This is a genomic window from Aurantiacibacter sp. MUD11, assembly GCF_026967575.1.
Classification (GTDB): domain Bacteria; phylum Pseudomonadota; class Alphaproteobacteria; order Sphingomonadales; family Sphingomonadaceae; genus Alteraurantiacibacter.
The window spans coordinates 1,246,491-1,262,901 of the sequence record NZ_CP114054.1; the positions used below are offsets into that span (position 1 = coordinate 1,246,491).

The 16,411-nt window shown below is 66.6% G+C and carries 16 protein-coding genes and 1 tRNA gene; 8 read left to right on the top strand and 9 right to left on the bottom strand.

Features of this window, described 5'->3' with window-relative positions; all coding sequences use genetic code 11:
* Window positions 1-6: 6 nt before the first annotated feature.
* Complete coding sequence (locus OZN62_RS06250; RefSeq protein ID WP_269101940.1) at window positions 7-528, top strand: DUF2721 domain-containing protein; 522 nt, start codon at window positions 7-9, stop codon at window positions 526-528.
* On the opposite strand, the gene bfr is transcribed toward OZN62_RS06250, so the two are convergent.
* The 4 genes from bfr to OZN62_RS06270 all read right to left on the bottom strand — a co-directional run bounded on the left by bfr (window position 525) and on the right by OZN62_RS06270 (window position 3,984).
* A complete protein-coding gene (gene bfr, locus OZN62_RS06255; RefSeq protein WP_269101941.1) occupies window positions 525-1,016 on the bottom strand; it encodes a bacterioferritin in 492 nt (163 codons plus the stop codon). The two genes, OZN62_RS06250 and bfr, sit on opposite strands and share 4 nt — an antisense overlap.
* Window positions 1,017-1,151: 135 nt before the next feature.
* A complete protein-coding gene (locus OZN62_RS06260) occupies window positions 1,152-1,343 on the bottom strand; it encodes a (2Fe-2S)-binding protein (RefSeq protein ID WP_269101942.1) in 192 nt (63 codons plus the stop codon).
* Window positions 1,344-1,423: 80 nt separating this feature from the next.
* Window positions 1,424-2,701 carry a DUF418 domain-containing protein gene (locus OZN62_RS06265; protein WP_269101943.1) on the bottom strand — a complete coding sequence of 426 codons (1,278 nt, stop codon included), beginning with the start codon at window positions 2,699-2,701 and terminating at the stop codon, window positions 1,424-1,426.
* 68 nt (window positions 2,702-2,769) lie between these two features.
* On the bottom strand, window positions 2,770-3,984 hold the full coding sequence (locus tag OZN62_RS06270) for an SPOR domain-containing protein (RefSeq protein ID WP_269101946.1): 1,215 nt from the start codon (window positions 3,982-3,984) through the stop codon (window positions 2,770-2,772).
* A 262-nt stretch (window positions 3,985-4,246) separates the two neighbouring features.
* On the opposite strand from OZN62_RS06270, the gene OZN62_RS06275 reads away from it, so the two are divergent.
* From OZN62_RS06275 to OZN62_RS06285, 3 genes are read left to right on the top strand one after another with little or no spacing between them, the layout of a single operon-like run.
* Window positions 4,247-4,966, top strand: coding sequence for a ParA family protein (locus tag OZN62_RS06275; protein WP_269102119.1), 720 nt, complete (start codon window positions 4,247-4,249; stop codon window positions 4,964-4,966).
* A gap of 11 nt (window positions 4,967-4,977) precedes the next feature.
* Window positions 4,978-5,472 (top strand): hypothetical protein, encoded by a 495-nt coding sequence (locus OZN62_RS06280; RefSeq protein ID WP_269101948.1) that lies wholly within the window; start codon window positions 4,978-4,980, stop codon window positions 5,470-5,472.
* 14 nt (window positions 5,473-5,486) lie between these two features.
* Window positions 5,487-6,905: an SPOR domain-containing protein gene (locus OZN62_RS06285; RefSeq protein ID WP_269101949.1), complete on the top strand. Its 1,419-nt coding sequence runs from the start codon at window positions 5,487-5,489 to the stop codon at window positions 6,903-6,905.
* 69 nt (window positions 6,906-6,974) lie between these two features.
* Here the strand turns inward: OZN62_RS06285 and OZN62_RS06290 are convergent, their stop codons facing one another.
* Genes OZN62_RS06290 through OZN62_RS06300 form a run of 3 tightly spaced genes read right to left on the bottom strand, consistent with a single transcriptional unit; the run spans window position 6,975 to window position 9,971 of the window.
* Window positions 6,975-7,736 (bottom strand): SDR family NAD(P)-dependent oxidoreductase, encoded by a 762-nt coding sequence (locus tag OZN62_RS06290; protein WP_269101951.1) that lies wholly within the window; start codon window positions 7,734-7,736, stop codon window positions 6,975-6,977.
* Window positions 7,726-8,943, bottom strand: a complete 1,218-nt coding sequence (locus OZN62_RS06295) for a dihydroorotase (RefSeq protein ID WP_269101952.1) — start codon at window positions 8,941-8,943, stop codon at window positions 7,726-7,728. The genes OZN62_RS06290 and OZN62_RS06295 overlap by 11 nt, the downstream gene beginning before the upstream one ends.
* Window positions 8,940-9,971, bottom strand: coding sequence for an aspartate carbamoyltransferase catalytic subunit (locus OZN62_RS06300; RefSeq protein ID WP_269101953.1), 1,032 nt, complete (start codon window positions 9,969-9,971; stop codon window positions 8,940-8,942). The genes OZN62_RS06295 and OZN62_RS06300 overlap by 4 nt, the downstream gene beginning before the upstream one ends.
* Window positions 9,972-10,083: 112 nt before the next feature.
* Between OZN62_RS06300 and sppA the strand changes: the two genes are divergently transcribed.
* The 3 genes from sppA to OZN62_RS06315 all read left to right on the top strand — a co-directional run bounded on the left by sppA (window position 10,084) and on the right by OZN62_RS06315 (window position 13,184).
* On the top strand, window positions 10,084-11,985 hold the full coding sequence (sppA, locus tag OZN62_RS06305; protein ID WP_269101954.1) for a signal peptide peptidase SppA: 1,902 nt from the start codon (window positions 10,084-10,086) through the stop codon (window positions 11,983-11,985).
* Between the two features lie 56 nt (window positions 11,986-12,041).
* A tRNA-Val gene (locus OZN62_RS06310) sits at window positions 12,042-12,116 on the top strand.
* Between the two features lie 369 nt (window positions 12,117-12,485).
* Window positions 12,486-13,184 carry a Crp/Fnr family transcriptional regulator gene (locus OZN62_RS06315; protein ID WP_269101955.1) on the top strand — a complete coding sequence of 233 codons (699 nt, stop codon included), beginning with the start codon at window positions 12,486-12,488 and terminating at the stop codon, window positions 13,182-13,184.
* An 8-nt stretch (window positions 13,185-13,192) separates the two neighbouring features.
* On the opposite strand, the gene OZN62_RS06320 is transcribed toward OZN62_RS06315, so the two are convergent.
* Together OZN62_RS06320 and OZN62_RS06325 are read right to left on the bottom strand one after the other, a co-directional pair.
* Window positions 13,193-14,548, bottom strand: a complete 1,356-nt coding sequence (locus OZN62_RS06320; RefSeq protein ID WP_269101956.1) for a sensor histidine kinase — start codon at window positions 14,546-14,548, stop codon at window positions 13,193-13,195.
* Window positions 14,545-15,198, bottom strand: a complete 654-nt coding sequence (locus OZN62_RS06325; RefSeq protein ID WP_269101957.1) for a response regulator — start codon at window positions 15,196-15,198, stop codon at window positions 14,545-14,547. The genes OZN62_RS06320 and OZN62_RS06325 overlap by 4 nt, the downstream gene beginning before the upstream one ends.
* A 111-nt stretch (window positions 15,199-15,309) precedes the next feature.
* On the opposite strand from OZN62_RS06325, the gene OZN62_RS06330 reads away from it, so the two are divergent.
* A complete protein-coding gene (locus tag OZN62_RS06330; RefSeq protein ID WP_269101958.1) occupies window positions 15,310-16,410 on the top strand; it encodes an efflux RND transporter periplasmic adaptor subunit in 1,101 nt (366 codons plus the stop codon).
* Window position 16,411: the final 1 nt, after the last annotated feature.

Sequence of the window (16,411 nt, forward strand, 5' to 3'; positions counted from 1 at the left end):
GCAGCCATGCTCGATACGCTTTCCATTGCCGGCGACCTGATCGAACGCACGTCGAGCACGCTGCGGGTGCAGAACATCGTCCAGCTCAGCCTGGCACCGGTATTCCTGCTGGCCGCGATCGGTGCGGTGCTGAACGTGATGAACACCCGATTGGGCTGGCTGATCGACCGGATCGACCAGATCGAGCGGCGCCTGATCAAGGGCAGCGCCGGTCGCGAGGGCGAGGAACTGCCGGCCCTGCGCCAGCGGCAGAGCTATGCGCAGTGGGCGGTCAACCTCACCACTTCCGCCGCGCTGACCATCTGCCTGGTGATCGCCGCGCTGTTCGTCTCCGCCTTCATCCGTCCGCAGATCGGCAGCGTGGTCGCGCTGGCGTGGATCGCCACCATGGCGCAGGTGTTCGCCGCGCTGACGCTATTCCTGATGGAAACCCGTCTCGCCACCGCCAACGCGCGCGAGCGCCGCCTGCGCAGCCGCGAGATTATCGAGCGGCAGGCAGGCGAGGATAGCGGAAGCGAGGAAGGCTAGCCCTCCTCGCCGTCTCCGGCAGGATTGCTGTTCAGCTGCACGTAGTTCTGCAGGCCCATGCGCTCGATCATGTCGAACTGCGTCTCGAGGAAGTCGACGTGCTCTTCCTCGCTCGAGAGGATGCTGGCGAACAGGTCGCGGCTGACATAGTCGCGCACGCTCTCGCAGTGTTCGATGGCATCGCGCAGCAGCGGGATGGCTTCGTTCTCCATCGCCAGGTCGGCCTTGAGGATCTCCTCCACCGTCTCACCCACCTTCAGCTTGTGCATGGCCTGGAAGTTGGGGAGGCCGTTGAGGAACAGGATGCGCTCCGCCAGCTGGTCGGCGTGCTTCATCTCGTCGATCGACTCGTGGCGTTCGTATTCAGCCAGCTTGTGCACGCCCCAGTCGTCCAGCACGCGATAATGCAGCCAGTACTGGTTGATCGCGGTCAGCTCGTTGGTGAGCGCCTTGTTGAGGAATTCGATGACCTTCTCGTCACCCTTCATGTGATGTCTCCCGGCTCGTGTGCGTGATGCATTCTTGCTCGCGCGGGCGCGCATTTGGCAAGCGAAACCGGGCCGGAAACATGCGAAAAACCGCAGAAATCTGCGCTAATGCGAATGCGTATCAGGATAGGAAAATCAGGCCGCTTCGAGCGGCTGCGGCAGGGCTGCGCGCTCTTCCGCGATCAGCTCTTCCGCCTCGTCGAGACAATGGCCGCAGTTCGGTCGCTTGCCGAGCTTGGCATAGACCGTTTCCGCACAACCATCGTGCTGCCGCGCGGCCTGGCGCAGTTCGCATTCACGGATGGCATTGCAGACGCAGGTGTACATGCGGGGCGATTCTCTCTTTCGCCTGCGAAATTACTGCGAATGGGTTGCAATAGCAAGTGTCTTGCGAATAATTCTCAAAATCACCTGCGGAGGGGAAACAGCTTCCAGTAGGTGAGGCAGCGCCACAACCATTCGAGCGGGCCGTAGCGATACTTCGCCAGCCACGGACGAGACCAGGCCAGCATCACCGCCCAGCCCAGCGCCACGACGAGGTAGAGCTCCGGACGCGTCAGTTCACCCCACAGCCCGCCGGCCCAGGGGTGAAAGATCAGCATCATCAGCACCGAGGTGCCGATATAGTTGGTGAAGGCCGCGCGGCCGGCGGCCGAAAGCCGCTCCGCCAGCCAGCCGCTCGCATTGTTGCCATAGATCGCCAGCAGCAGTGCCAGCCCGATGATCATGGGCAGCCGCGGCAGGGTGGCAAAGGCCATCATCGCCGACAGGGTGCCCCAATAGGTATAGCCGCCTTCCCGCACCCACAGCGCCATCGCCAGGTTCAGCACGCCGCCGAACAGCAGCAGGCCCCAGCCCCACGCCCTTCGCTTGCCGGTGGAGCCGCCCGGGCTGAACCAGCCGTAGCGGTAGAAGGCCATGCCGATCAGCATCAGCGGCAGAGTCTCGAACACCATCAGGATAACGGCATCGATCGGATCGCCGCCATGCTCGGAGAAATTGTGGCTGACGTAATCGGCGTAGCTGCCTTCCGTCATGATCGGGATTTCGGCGCGATCGTCTTCCAGCGACGCCTGCTTCGCCTCGGCGATGGAGCCGCGCGCTTCCGACATCTCTTCGCCCTCGCCAGCGAAGGTTTCGGCGATGAAATAGGCAGAGCCGATGGCCAGCGCATAGATCAGCGCCCCCACCACGTATCCGATCAGCCCCAGCGTCAGCAGCTTGCCTGCCGTCATGCGCAGGAACAGCACGCCCACCATGCCGGCGCAGGCGTAAAGCGTAAGAATGTCGCCGCGCCAGATGAAAAAGTAGTGGACCAGGCCGAACAGCAGCAACCACGCCAGCCGCCGCACCTGCAACCAGCGCGACGATCCGCGGTCCCACGCGCGCTCCATGAACAAGGCCATGCCCGCCCCGAACAACAGCGAGAACAGGCCGCGCATCTTGCCGTCGACCAGCACGAACTGCACCACCCACAGCCAGTCTGCCGTCGCATCGTGCCCGGACAGGAATGCACTGGGCCACGAATAGGCGCTCCACGGCTGACCGAAGGCGACGATATTGGCGGCAAGGATGCCCAGCACGGCGAACCCGCGAATGAAGTCGAGACTGGAAATGCGCTCACCAGTTGTGGCCGGAGCCAGCGCCTCCGGCTCTGCGTCAGGCGTGGCTTGTAGGTCAGTCATGCTGGTTACCCCCGGTGCGTCCCGGGAAGCCTTATGGACAGCAATGACTTGCTTGGAAAGCGGTCAGCTCAATTGCGCGTGACGAGGCAATCGAAGCCGGCGCGCTGCAGGCTGGAGCAGGCCGCTGTCGCCTCGGCGCGGGTGGCATAACCGCCCGCCAGAACGCGCGTCACGCGGCCCGTGGGCACCAGCATCCGCTCGCGCCCGGCCACTTCCGGACGGTTCGCCACGCGGTCCCACATGCGCTCTGCATTGCCCGGCACGCCGAACGCGCCCAACTGCACCCGCCACGGCCCGCTGGCGGATTGCGGAGCCGGAGTTGCCGCCTGTGGCACCGGTGCAGGCGCCGGACGCGGCGAAGGCGCGCGCGCCACCTCTGCTGGCTGCGGCGGCTGGACGGCGGCGGGGCGTGGCGAAGCGGCGGGAGGCGCAGCCGCGACCTGCGTTGCACCTGGTGCGTAGCTGGCCCCGGCCATTGCCGGGTCTTCGGTGCCGGTAGCCTCGCCGGCCTGCTCCACCGCATCGCGGGCAGCGGCAACCGACGGGGAAACTTCGACGCTTGGAATCGGGCGCGGCACGGCAGGCGACTGCACGGACGGGGACTCCACTTGCTGAGGCATGGGCCGCGGGGACGGTACGCTGGCAGCCGGGGCCGCCTGCGCGCCGAGATCGGCGGCGGCGAGTTCCACCGAGCGGGCTTCGGTCGCCTGCTGCTCCAGCTGGAGGGCCATCGCCGCCCCGCTCTGGCGCTGCTCCAGCGGAATATGCTCGTCCATCTGCGCGATGGCGGGGGCTGCTTGCGGCAAGCCGGAACCGTTGGCCAGCGTCAGCAAGGCATAGGCACGCACCCAGTCGCGCTCCACCAGGTCGCCGTTGAAATGAGCGACGCCCAGCAGGTACTGCGCGCGCGGATCGCCGCGATTGGCGGCGGACTGCACATAGGGCAGCGCTTCCTCGCGGCGGCCATCCTGGAACAGCATCAGGCCATAGGTATCGGCAGCCTGCACATGGCCCGCCTGCGCGGCAGCCAGGTACAGCTGCTCCGCCCGGACCAGGTCGGTCGGTACCCCGCGACCAAGACGGTAGGCCTGGCCCAGGTTGAACATGGCATCGGGGTCACCCGCTTCCGCCGGCCCCTGCCATTCAGCCACGGCGGCGGCATAGTCGCCACGCGCCCAGGCATCGACGCCATCGCGCACACCGGCGGAGAGCGGCGTGGCAAGGGCAAGTGCGGCCAGCGCCAGCAGGGCCTTGTTCGCTACGGTTCGCTTGCATTCGGACATGGCAGGTCTCGCGTCCCCTGAACTTTCGATTGGGCCTGCCATAGTAAACAGGCCGTTAGCAAAGCGTTTATCGCCCGTCGGAAATCCTCGCGCCGATATAAGGAGCCCGCCCGGCAATCGTCGCAAGTGGCAGTGGCTGCGACGAAAAAGTCTCCACCCCCGCTCTGCAAATTAACTCAAAATAAACGGTATCCTGCGAAGCCATTACGCGAAGGCCCGTGGAACGACTTGTACGGGTCAATTGACTCAAGGGGGAATCGCCTTGCGCGTATTGGCATTGGCATCGCAGAAGGGTGGATCTGGCAAGACCACTTTGTCCGGTCACCTGGCCGTGCAGGCCCAGCGGGCCGGCGCTGGCCCAGTCGTCCTGATCGATATCGACCCGCAGGGTTCGCTCGCCGACTGGTGGAACGAGCGAGAGGCGGAATATCCCGCTTTCGCCCAGACCACCGTGGCGCGCCTGGCAAATGACCTGGCGATCTTGCGGCAACAGGGCTTCAAGCTGGCCGTGATCGACACGCCGCCCGCCATCACCATGGCAATCCAGAGCGTAATCTCGGTCGCCGAGCTGATGGTCGTCCCGACCCGTCCCAGCCCGCACGACCTGCGTGCCGTTGGCGCCACGGTCGACCTGTGCGAACGCGCCGGCAAGCCGCTGATCTTCGTGGTCAACGCCGCCACGCCCAAGGCCAAAATCACTTCGGAAGCCGCCGTCGCGCTGTCGCAGCACGGCACCGTCGCCCCGATCACCATTCACCACCGCACCGATTTCGCGGCCTCGATGATCGATGGCCGCACGGTCATGGAAATCGAGCCCGAAGGCCGCAGCGCGCAGGAAGTCGTCGCGCTCTGGCACTACATTGCCGACCGGCTCGAGAAGAACTTCCGCCGCACCGTCTTTGCCGCTCCGGGCAAGGCTGCCGCGGTCAACGGCGCGCATCGTCCCGCCGCCAGCAACTTCGGTCGTCGGGTAGCCCAGTAATGGGCAACGCCATGACCGAGACCAACCCGTTTGCATCGCTCGGACCGATGCTGCTGGCGCGCAAGGGCACGGCCAAGCCGGCCATGCGCGCGCAGCTGACGCCCGACGATCGCGTCGCCGAACTTGGCGATGATTTCGACAACCTCGCCGCCAGCCAGTCGGACCTTGGATGGGATGACATGGGTGACGACCAAGTCGAAACCCACGGCAATGACAACCATGTTGTCCAGTTGCCTGTGACCCGCACCAAGACGGCCACGAAAAGCCCGGTCCAGCGCAAGGCGGCCAGCACCCCGGCGCGCCGCAAGGCAGCCGAAAGGGGTCGCCGCGCGGCCTTCACCCTGCGTCTGGACAGCGAGCGTCACATGAAGCTGCGCCTCGCCAGCACGATGCAGGAATGCAGCGCGCAGGAACTGGTGACCGCCGCGCTCGACAAGTTTCTCGAAGACATTCCCGAACTCGATTCCATCGCCGCACATCTCGCGGGCAAGAAAAGCCAGGCCTGAAGGGGGACTTTCCGATGACCGCCAAGCACCACAGCTCGAAAACCCGGCGCAACCCGATGATCGGACTCGGCCTGACGACCGCGATGGCCGCCGTCATGCTGACCGGGTGCACCAGCACCGCCGCACCGCGCGCCGAGGTTGCCGCTGCCGATGCGCAGCGCGCCATGGACAGCGGTCAGTCCAGCGAGGCGATCCAGCACGCCGAGGCCGCAGTTGCCGCAGATCCGCGCAATGCCGGCTATCGCGCCATGCTGGGCAATTCCTATCTCGAGGAAGGTCGCTTCGCCTCCGCCTCGACCAGCTTTGCCGACGCCATGGCGCTGGGCGACAACAGCCCGCGCGCCGCGCTCAGCTATGCCCTGGCGCTGACCGGTGAAGGCCGTTTCGCCGAAGCCGCCTCGGTCCTCAACGACTGGGAAGGCGAAATCGCCGCAGCCGACCTTGGCCTGGCCTTTGCGCTGGCCGGTGAGCCGGAACGCGGCATCCACGTGCTGACCAACGCCATCCGTTCGGGCAACAACACGGTCAAGACGCGTCAGAACCTTGCCTATGCCTACGCCGTCGCCGGCCGCTGGCGCGAAGCCCGCCAGATGGTGGCGCAGGACGTGCCTGCCGACCAGGTCGGTGCGCGCATGCAGCAGTGGGCGCAGCTGACCCATGCCGAGGCCTACCAGCGCCGCGTTGCCGGCCTGCTGGGTGTGCCCGCAGGCGTGCGCGATGCCGGCCAGCCGATGCATCTCGCCCTCGCCAATCATCCGCGCGACGAGCAGCTTGCTGCCGAAGCCAGCGGCTATGCCGCGGCGGAAACCGAGGTTGCCGTCGCCAGCGTTCCTGCCAGCGGCAGCGAACTGCCGTCTGTCGACTCGCCGGACATCGGCCTCGACACCTACGCCGAGCGCGAAGGAACGCCGCCGACCAATTTCGCCGAGGCTTTCGCCACCGAAGCGCCTTCGGGTGCCTCGATGGCCGCCGTCACCACTGATACGGTGCGCTTCGTCAGCAACCCTGTCGTGCAGTCTACACCGGTTCGCCACGGTGCTGCCGCCGAAGCGCGTCAGCCTTCGCCGCGTCCGGCTCCGCGCGCTGCCACGGCACGCTCGACGACCCCGGTCGCCAGCGCTGCGGCCGCCGATGGCACCCACCTGGTGCAGCTTGGCAGCTTCTCCAGCGAACAGGGCGCTCGCCGCGCCTGGGGCATCTACGTCAGCCGTCACCCGGAACTGGCCAATCACGAGATGGTCATCACCGAGGCGGTGGTACGCGGCAAGCGCTACTGGCGCGTGTCGGCTGCCGGTTTCGACGTGGCTTCCAGCCGCTCGATGTGCCGCAGTGTGAACAGCTCGAGCGCCGGCGAAGGCTGCATCACCTGGGCTGCCAGCAGCCCGCTGCCCGGCGCTGTCGACCGTGGCGGGACGATGTTCGCCCGCCGCTAAGGTTTCTCCTTCGAAGACCAACTGGGAAACCCCTCTCCGCTTCGTGCGGGGAGGGGTCTTTTTTTGCCGCTAGAGCGAATAGCCGCCGTCGGTGACCAGCGTGGTGCCGGTGATGGTGCCCGATGCGTCGGATAGCAGGAACAGCACCTGCTGGGCGATTTCTTCCGCGCTTTCGAAGCGGCCCAGCGGGGTCATCCCCTCGGCCATGGCGGCCAGCGCCCCGGCGCGGTCGCCCTGGTGTTTAGCCACCAGGTCCTCGAAAAACGGCATGCCGTCCCAGATCGCGGTGTCGACTCCGCCCGGTGCGATGGCGTTGACGCGGATCTTGCGCGGCGCGCCTTCCTTGGCGGCAATCTTGGCGAGGTGGATCACCCCGGCCTTGGACGCGCCGTAGGGGCCGATGCCCGGTTCCGCCTTCACGCCCGCGACAGAAGCGGTGAGCACGATCGAGGCACCCTCCCCCGCCTGCCGCATGGCCGTGCGCAGCGAGAGGAACAGGCCGTCGATATTGACCGCCATCACCTTGCGCCAGGCAGCGAAATCCATCTTGGCGACGGGCGCGGCAGTACCCGCGATACCGGCATTGAGGAATGCCGCGTCGAGCTTGCCGCCAGCTTCCTCGATCCGCTGCCACAGCGCCTCGTCAGCCACGTCGCCAGCGAAGTGCGAAACCTCGCAGTCGAGGTCGAGAGCGCGCATCCGGTCTTTGTCAAGGTCGACGAGCACGAGGTGCTCTGCCCCGGCATCTGCCAGCGCCTGAGCGGCGGCGGCGCCAATACCGGAGGCGGCGCCGGTGACCAGCACCCGCTTGCCTGAGAAATCAAAGCTCAATGGACACCCCGCCCTTCCACAACGCCGTCACCCTGCCCTGCACCGGCTGGCGGTCGAACGGCGTATTGCCAGCAGCTGCCGCCATTTCGCGGCTGTCGACTACCCACGGTGCTTCCGGGTCAAGCAGGGCGATGTCGGCTTCATTGCCCGTCGCCAGTTCCCCGGCTTCCGCGCCCAGCAGCCGTGCCGGGTTGCGCGCCAGCAGGTCGAAGGCGCGGGGTATGTCGATCACCCCGTCGCGCACCAGCGTGAGCGTCATGGGAAGCAGCGTCTCGGCCCCTGCCATGCCCGGAGCGGCGTCGGCGAAGGGCAGGTTCTTGTCCTCCGGCCCGCGCGGATCGTGGCCGCTGGAAATAACACCGATCGTGCCGTCGCCGATGGCTTCGACCACCGCCTGCCGATCGTCTTCCTCGCGCAGCGGCGGGGAGAGGCGGTGGAAAGTGCGATAGTCGCCCAGCGACAGGTCGGAGAGCATGAAGTGCGCCGGGGTGACGCCCGCCGTGATGGCGACGCCGCGCGACTTGGCGGCGCGAACCAGGTCCAGCCCTGCCCGCGTCGTCACCTGCCGCGCATGGATGCGCGCGCCGGTCATCTCGGCCAGTGCGATGTCGCGCGCCAGCGCCAGCGTCTCGGCTTCCTTGGGCGCGCTGGGCAGGCCGAGGCGCGTCGCCATCTCGCCCGCCGTGGCGGCCGCATTGCCGGCGATCCCGGCATCTTCCGCGTGAGTGACCACCACCATGTCGAGCATGGCGGCATATTGCAGCAGCCGCAGCATCACGCCGCTGTTGCCTATCCACTTGCGCCCCGTGGCAATCGCCCGTGCCCCGGCATCGCGCATCAGCGCGATTTCGGCCAGCTGGTCTCCGGCAAGCCCTTGGGTGGCGGCGGCAAGCGGGTGGACCCACAGGTCCGGCTTGCCGCTCTGGGCAAGGAAACGCACGCGCGCGGGGTGATCCAGCGGCGGTGACTGGTCGGGCATCAGCGCAGCGCGGGTGATGCCGCCGAAATGGAAGGCCGGCTTGTCGATTTCGAACACGCCGAGGTCGACGATACCGGGCACCACCAGCTTGCCCCTGGCGTCGACCGTTTCGCCAGCGTCAACGCCATCGACGATCACGCCGTCCTGGCAATGCAGCACTGCCTCTTTCAAGCCCTCTGGCGTGACCAGCGTGCCTCCGGTGATGGACAGGGGATTGAGCTGCTTCATACCCACTCTCCTTCACCCCAGCCGCTGACGCCGCGGCGCTTTCGCGTCAGCACGTCGAGGCAGGCCATGCGCATGGCCACGCCCATTTCCACCTGCGAGGTGATGATCGAGCGGTCGACGAGATCGGCCACGTTGCTGTCGATTTCCACCCCGCGGTTCATCGGCCCGGGATGCATCACCAGCGCGTCGGGCCTGGCCAGCGCCAGCCGCTCCAGCGTCAGGCCGTAGAGGTGGCGATATTCGCGCGGAGACGGGATGTACTGCCCGTCCATCCGTTCGTTCTGCAGGCGCAGCATCATCACCACGTCGGCCCCGTCCAGCGCAGCCTCGAAGTCGTGGAACACCTGCGCGCCCATCCGCTCGATCCCGGCGGGCATCAGCGAAGGGGGTGCACAAAGGCGCACAGAGGCACCGAGCGCCTGTAGGCAGAGGATATTCGAGCGCGCCACGCGGCTGTGCAGGATGTCACCGCAGATCGTCACCGTCAGCCCGGTGAAGTCCTCCGAAGTGTAACCCCGATCGCGCAACGCGTTGCGCAGCGCCAGTGCATCCAGCAGCGCCTGCGTCGGATGTTCGTGCTGGCCATCGCCGGCATTGAGCACCGGGCAATCCACCTTGCCCGCGATCAGGCCCACGGCGCCGCTGCTGCCATGGCGGATGACGATGGCGTCGGGCTTCATGGCATTGAGCGTGACCGCCGTGTCGATCAGCGTCTCGCCCTTCTTAACGCTCGACTGCGCCGCGTGCATGTTGACCACGTCCGCGCCCAGCCGCTTGCCGGCAATCTCGAACGACAGCAGCGTGCGGGTGGAGTTTTCGAAGAAGGCGTTGATGATCGTCAGCCCGGCCAGCTTGTCGGTATGCTTGCTGGCCTGGCGGTTGAAGGCGACGTACTGCTCGGCCTCCGCCAGCAGGTAGAGGATCTCGTGCCGCTCGAGCGCGCCGATGGCGATCAGGTCACGATGCGGAAAAGCGCGGCCGCCCGCGGGAAAGCGGTGGCTGGCAGAGGTTTCGGTCGACGATGTCATTAAAGCCACGCCCTTAGTCGAGGGATGTCGCCCGCTCAAGGCTTATGTCTGGCGCAGCCCCGCGGGAGTACCTAAATAGAACGCAAGTCTCGCCATTTTCACAGGGGTTCGCATGAGTTTCGCACGCAAGGTCTGGCGCTTGCTGGTCGGCATCAAGGACGGTCTCGCGCTGATTTTCCTGCTGCTGTTCTTCACCGCGCTGTTCGCGGTGCTCAGCGCGCGGCCGAACCCCGGCTTCGTGCGCGAAGGGGCGCTGCTGCTGGATATCAACGGCCAGGTGGTGGAAGAGGTTGCCCCGATCGACCCGCTACAGGCCTTGATTTCACAGACCGTGCCGGTGCGCGAATATGCCGCACGCGACCTTGTCCGCGCCATCGACGCCGCCGCCGCCGACGCTCGCATCGAGGTGTTGGCGCTCGACCTTACCGGCTTCCTCGGCGGGGGCGCGGTGCACATGTCGGAAATCGCCGGCGCGCTCGATCGCTTCTCCGCCGCAGGCAAGCCGATCTACACCTATGCCTATGCCTATGGCGACGACGCCATGCTGCTGGCAGCGCATTCCGACGAGATCTGGGTGGACCCGATGGGCGGCGTGGCCATCACCGGGCCAGGCGGCGAAAGCCTCTATTTCGCCGGGGCGCTGGACCGCTTCAACGTCACCGCCAATGTCTACCGCGTGGGCACCTACAAGAGCGCGGTGGAGCAGTGGACCGATCGCGGCATGTCGCCCGAAGCGCGCGAGAACCTGTCGCAACTGGTCGCCACGCTGTGGCAGGAATGGCGCGCCAACGTCCGCGCCGCGCGTCCGCAGGCCGATATCGAACTGGTGACCACCGATGTTGCCGGCTGGCTGGCCGCATCCAACGGCAATATCGCCGAAGCCTCGCTCGCCGCCGGTCTGGCAGACCGCGTGGGCACCCGCGTCGAATGGGGTGAGCGCATCGCCACCGAAGTGGGCGCCGATGAATGGTCCGACGAGCCGGGCGCCTTTGCCTCCACCCTCTACGATCCCTGGCTGGCCGAAGTGCGGCAGGGCGTATCGTTCGGCAACAAGGGCCGCATCGCCGTGGTCACGGTGGATGGCGAAATCAGCGATGGCGAGGCCGGACCCGGCTCTGCCGGCGCCGCCCGCATCGCCCGCCTGCTCGACGAGGCCCTCGATGATGATCTGGACGCGCTGGTGGTGCGGGTGAATTCGCCTGGCGGCACGGTGACCGGCTCCGAGACGATTCGCCGCGCCATTCTGCGCCATCGCGATGCCGGCATCCCGATTGCCGTTTCCATGGGCAATTACGCCGCCAGCGGCGGTTACTGGATCGCCACTCCCGCGCAGCGCATCTTTGCCGAGCCGGAAACGCTGACCGGTTCCATTGGCGTGTTCCTGGTCGTGCCCAGTTTCGAACAGTTGCTGGCCGAATACGGCGTCACCACCGACGGCGTGCAGGCGACGGCCCTGTCCGGCCAGCCGGACGTGCTGGCCGGTTTCACGCCCGAAGCCGATGCCGTGCTGCAGGCTACCACCGCCAGCTTCTACACCCGCTTCCTGACGCTGGTTTCCGAAGCCCGCGGGATTTCGATGGAACGCGCGGACGAGCTTGGCCAGGGCCGCGTCTGGGATGGCGGCGCCGCGCGGCAGCTTGGCCTGGTGGACCAGTTTGGCGACCTTGACGCCGCCATCGCCTGGGCCGCCGAACGGGCGGAACTGGAAGAGGGCGAATACCAGGTCCGCTACCTCGGCTCCGATGCACCGAAGTACGACACGCTGCTGGCGCAACTGCTGCTGGGCGGCAGCGATGCGCAGGAGGAAGCGCGCGATGTTGCCGGTATCTTCGCCGGGCAGCAGATGGCGCAGCTGCACCGCGTACTGGATGATTTCGACCGGCTGATGGCCGTCGAAGGCGTGCAGGCGCGCTGCCTGGAGTGCACGGCCATGCCCGCGACGCACCGTTCGCGGGGCGCAAGCTCGCCCTCTCGCTCGTGGTTGGAAGTGGCAGGACGCCTGCTTGGCAATTGAGGTGCTTGTCAGGGCGCGCCGAAACCCGTAAAGGCCCGCCCCTGCCAAGAATCGGCGGGCGCGTAGCTCAGTGGTAGAGCACACCCTTCACACGGGTGGGGTCGCAAGTTCAATCCTTGCCGCGCCCACCATTTCCCGCAGATCCCGGCAATCATCCCAGCGCACAGACAAAAGACCCCCGCAGACAGCTGCAGGGGCCAGGTGGCAACGAACGAGGGTCGTCCGTCGCAGGGTCGCTTCGGAAACTGGTTCGAGACCTGCCGCGTGGTTTGGGCCGCTTCGGCTCCACCCCTCGAACTGGGGCTGGTGGTCGCCCCCTGTTGCGGCCCAGCCCCCGCTGCAGGTCTCGATGACCTCTAGCTACGGCACGATTTGCAGGCAGTCTGTGACGCACATCACTCATCGCGGAAAATTTGCTGTTAAGGGTAACTCCGCAGGGATGGACGGCGATTGTCCCGCGACTTCCGCCGGACTAGCCCTTCCCAACAGGAGGCCGGGTGATGACCGAACGCGACAACCTGATCGAGCAAGTGGCTCCGGACTCGCTGCTCCGCGCGCTTGAGCCGGCCCAGCTTGAAGAGCTGCTGCGATCCTCCAACCGGCGCGACCTGAAACGTGGCGAAGTGATCATCTCGCAGGGCGACGATGTTGGCGACTTTGCGGTGGTCCTGCTGTCGGGTAGCTTGAAAATCTCGATGGTCAGCGTGAACGGCCGCGAGATCATCCTCAACTATTGCAGCCCCGGCGACGTGGTCGGCGAAATCACCCTGCTCGACAGCGGGCCGCGCACCGCATCGGTCAGCGCTGCCGAGCCCAGTTCGGTGCTGGTCATCCCGGCACCCGCGTTCGAACAGGTGGCGCTAACGAACCCGGCGTCGATGATTGGCCTGCTGCGCGCCATGGCCAGCCGTCTGCGCCAGCTCAACCGGGTGGTGGAGAGCGACCGCGCCTTTTCTATGGCTCCGCGCCTCGCCCGCGCCATGGTCCGCCTGCTCGATCCGGAAGACCGCGAGAACGGCAAGCTCCGCCACAATCCCAGCCAGGGTGACCTTGGCGCTTTCGCCGGTCTGGCGCGGGAAAACGTCAACCGGCTGCTTGCCGAATGGGAAGATCAAGGGATTGTGGAACGCAATGGCCGCGGACTGGAAGTGCGCGAGCGCGAATACCTCGAATTCCTCGCCGAGTTCGGGGACGACTAACCCCGCAATCAGACTGCCTTGAATACCGCGGAAACCGATAGCCCGGCGGAAGTCGAGCTGAACTCCAGCTCGCTGCCATTGTCGGCGCAGATTTCCCGCGCGATCGCCAGGCCCAGCCCCGAACCGGGAACCATGCTGTCGAAGCGAGAGCCGATGTCGCAGGCGTGCGCAATCTGCTCCTCGGTCATGCCCGGGCCATCGTCGCTGACAGTGATCCTCACCTCCGCTTCGCCGACCCGCGCTACCGCAAGTCGAACCTCGCCGCGCGCCCACTTGCCGGCGTTGTCGAGCAGGATGGACAGCAGCTCCGCCAGGCCGATCGGATCTACCGCCAGCACGACCGGATCGCGAGGTACTTCGGAGCGGAAGACGGTGTTCGGATGCAGCCGCCGCATGGCCTTCAGGATTGGTTCGACCAGTTCCGGCAGCTTCGCCCGGTTGCCCGGCGCGCGCGCGCCGGCGGCAGAACGCGTGCGGGCCAGCTGGTAATCAATCTGGTTCTGCATCGCCTCCGCTTGCTGCAGCAGCACCTTCCCGCTGTCCTCGCAATGCTCGCGCTCGCTCAAGCGCTCGGCTTCATCGGTAATCACCGCCAGCGGCGTGCGCAGCGAATGGGCAAGGTTGCCCGCCTGCACCCTGGCGCGCGAGACAATGTCGGCATTGCTGCGGATATAGGCGTTGAGGTCGGTCACCAGCGGGGCGATTTCCGATGGATAACTCCCCTCCAGCCGTTCGGCGCGCGCATTGCGGACGCGGGCGATGGCTCGTCCGAGCCGCGTCAGGGGACGCAAGCCGAAGGAGATGATCGCGGCACCTGTCAGCAGCAGCAGCAGGGCGAGGCTGGTCAGCCAGGCGGTGAGGTCGCGATTGAAGGAGGCGATGTCTTCGTCCAGTTCGCTCTGGTCCGTCGCGATGACGACATGCACCTCATCTCCCTCAGGCGTATGCATGATCATGCCGTAGGTGATCGTCGGGCCGGTCGGGCCATCCTCGATCTCATGTGCGACATTGGGCGAATGGGCGACACTCTCATCCAGCGAACCGCGCGTCATGCTGGCCGACTTGAGCACCGGCTGGTTCGGAACGCTCACCTGCCAGTAGAAACCTGACAGCGGCACTTCGTAGCGCGGGTCGGAAAGCGGGCGCGACAAGCGGGGTGCCCCGGAATCATCGATCTGAGTGAGGCGCGCCAGTTCGCGCACATGCACTTCCAGCTCCTCGTGATACATCTCCTCGATATGCGTGGCGAACACCCGCGTCGCGGTGAACCAGATACCGCCGATGCCAAGCGCCACCCAGACGGTGATCGCGAAGATGAACCGGAGCCGCAGGCTGCCGGACGCGGTGGTGACGTCAGCGTTCATTCGAACCGATACCCCATGCCGCGCAGCGTGGTGATGCGATCCCTGCCGATCTTGCGACGCAGGCGACCCACCAGGACTTCGACTGTGTTGAGCTCGCGCTCGGTATCCAGGTCGTAGAGGTCTTCCAGGATTTGCGCCTGCGACAACACCTGTCCGGCACGGCGCATGAAGAGATGCAGCAGCCCGAATTCCCGGCGGCTGAGCGACAGCGGCTCGCCATCGTCCTCCACCGTGCGACCGATCGGATCGAGCTGCAGCTTGCCCGCGCGCAGGACACTGTCGCGCTTGCCCATCTGACGGCGGAACAACGCATTCAGCCGCGCCTGCAATTCCTCAAACCGCACCGGTTTCACGACGAAGTCGTCCGCTCCGCAATTGAGTCCTTCGACCTTGTCCTGCCAGCTGCCGCGGGCAGTCAGGATCAGGATCGGGCAATCGACACCGCGCGCACGCCATTGCCGCAGCAGTTCCAGCCCGTCGCCATCGGGCAGCCCCAGGTCGAGGATGACCGCCGCCATGCTGTCGAGGTCGGGCCAGTCCTCCCCCTCGGCGCGACTGGTGGCAAGGTCCACCGCATAGCCGACACCGCGCAGGCGGTCGCCCAGTCGGGCGCCCAGCAGCGGGTCGTCTTCTACCAGCAGGACGCGCATCGGCAGCCTTTCGCAAGTGCAGGAGTCATGCACACCTGCATGAAAGATGAAACTGACAAGAAGCTGCCATGCTGACAAGTTCTTGTCAGTTTCGCGCGGCATTGTCCGGGTATGAAACGCCGCCTTTCGAAACCCCTGCTGCCCGGGCTGCTCCTGCCCGGGTTGCTCCTGTCCAGCCTCGCCGCCTGTTCGGAAACCCCCTCGTCCGACACCCCGCAGGATGGCGAGGCTGGAACCCGGGAAATTGCCCTAGCGATCGATACCGCCACGGCCGAGGCGGCAAGCGGTATCCCGCTGGGTAGCGTGCCCGGCCGTATCGTCCTGCCGCCGGAAGCCCGCGTCGCGGTGACGCCACCGTTCCCGGGCGCTGCAGTCCGCGTCTACGTTATCGAAGGCCAGGCGGTGGCGCGCGGCGCCCCGCTGGCGCTGGTGCGGGCGGCGGAACCGATCTCGATCCGTGGTGACCTGAGCCGCGCCGCAAGCGAGGTCGAACTGGCCCATGCGCAGGCCAGCAGGGTTCGCCAGCTGGCAGAGGAAGGCATCGTCGCCGAGGCCCGCGCGCAGGAGGCCGAAGCGCGGCTCCAACAAGCGCGCGCCACCTTGGCCGAAACCCAGCGACTGGCATCCATGTCAGGCGCCGGAGCCGACGGCACGATGACCTTGCGCGCGCCGATTGCGGGGCGCGTGGCACATGTCGGCGTGGAGACCGGTGCCGGCGTGGACGGCATGGAAGCGCCCTTCGTGATCGAGGCCGCCGGTCCCTTGCGCATCGAATTGCAGTTGCCCGAACGGCTCGCGCGGCAGGTTCGCCCGGGCATGGGCGTGGAAGTCCAGCTTCCCGGAAGCGACGGGCAGGTCACTCCCGTGGGCGGCCAAATCCTCACCGTGGCCCCCTCCATCGAACCGCAAAGCCGGTCGGTCATGGCCACGGCCACCATTGGCGCGGCCCCCGGACTGGTGCCGGGACAGAACGTGATGGTGGTCATCAGCGGTTCGAGCGGCGGCGAAGGCGTCTCCGTCCCGGCCGCCGCCGTGACCCGCATCGGCGGCGAAGATCATGTCTTCGTCCGCGAGGATGGAGACTTTACTCCGCGCCCGGTGCAGGTGGTCGCCAATGCCGGTGGGCGAGCGGTGATCTCCGAAGGACTGGCCGCCGGCGAGGTCGTTGCCACCAGCTCGATAACCGAACTGAAGGCCGCTTCGGCGGAATAGG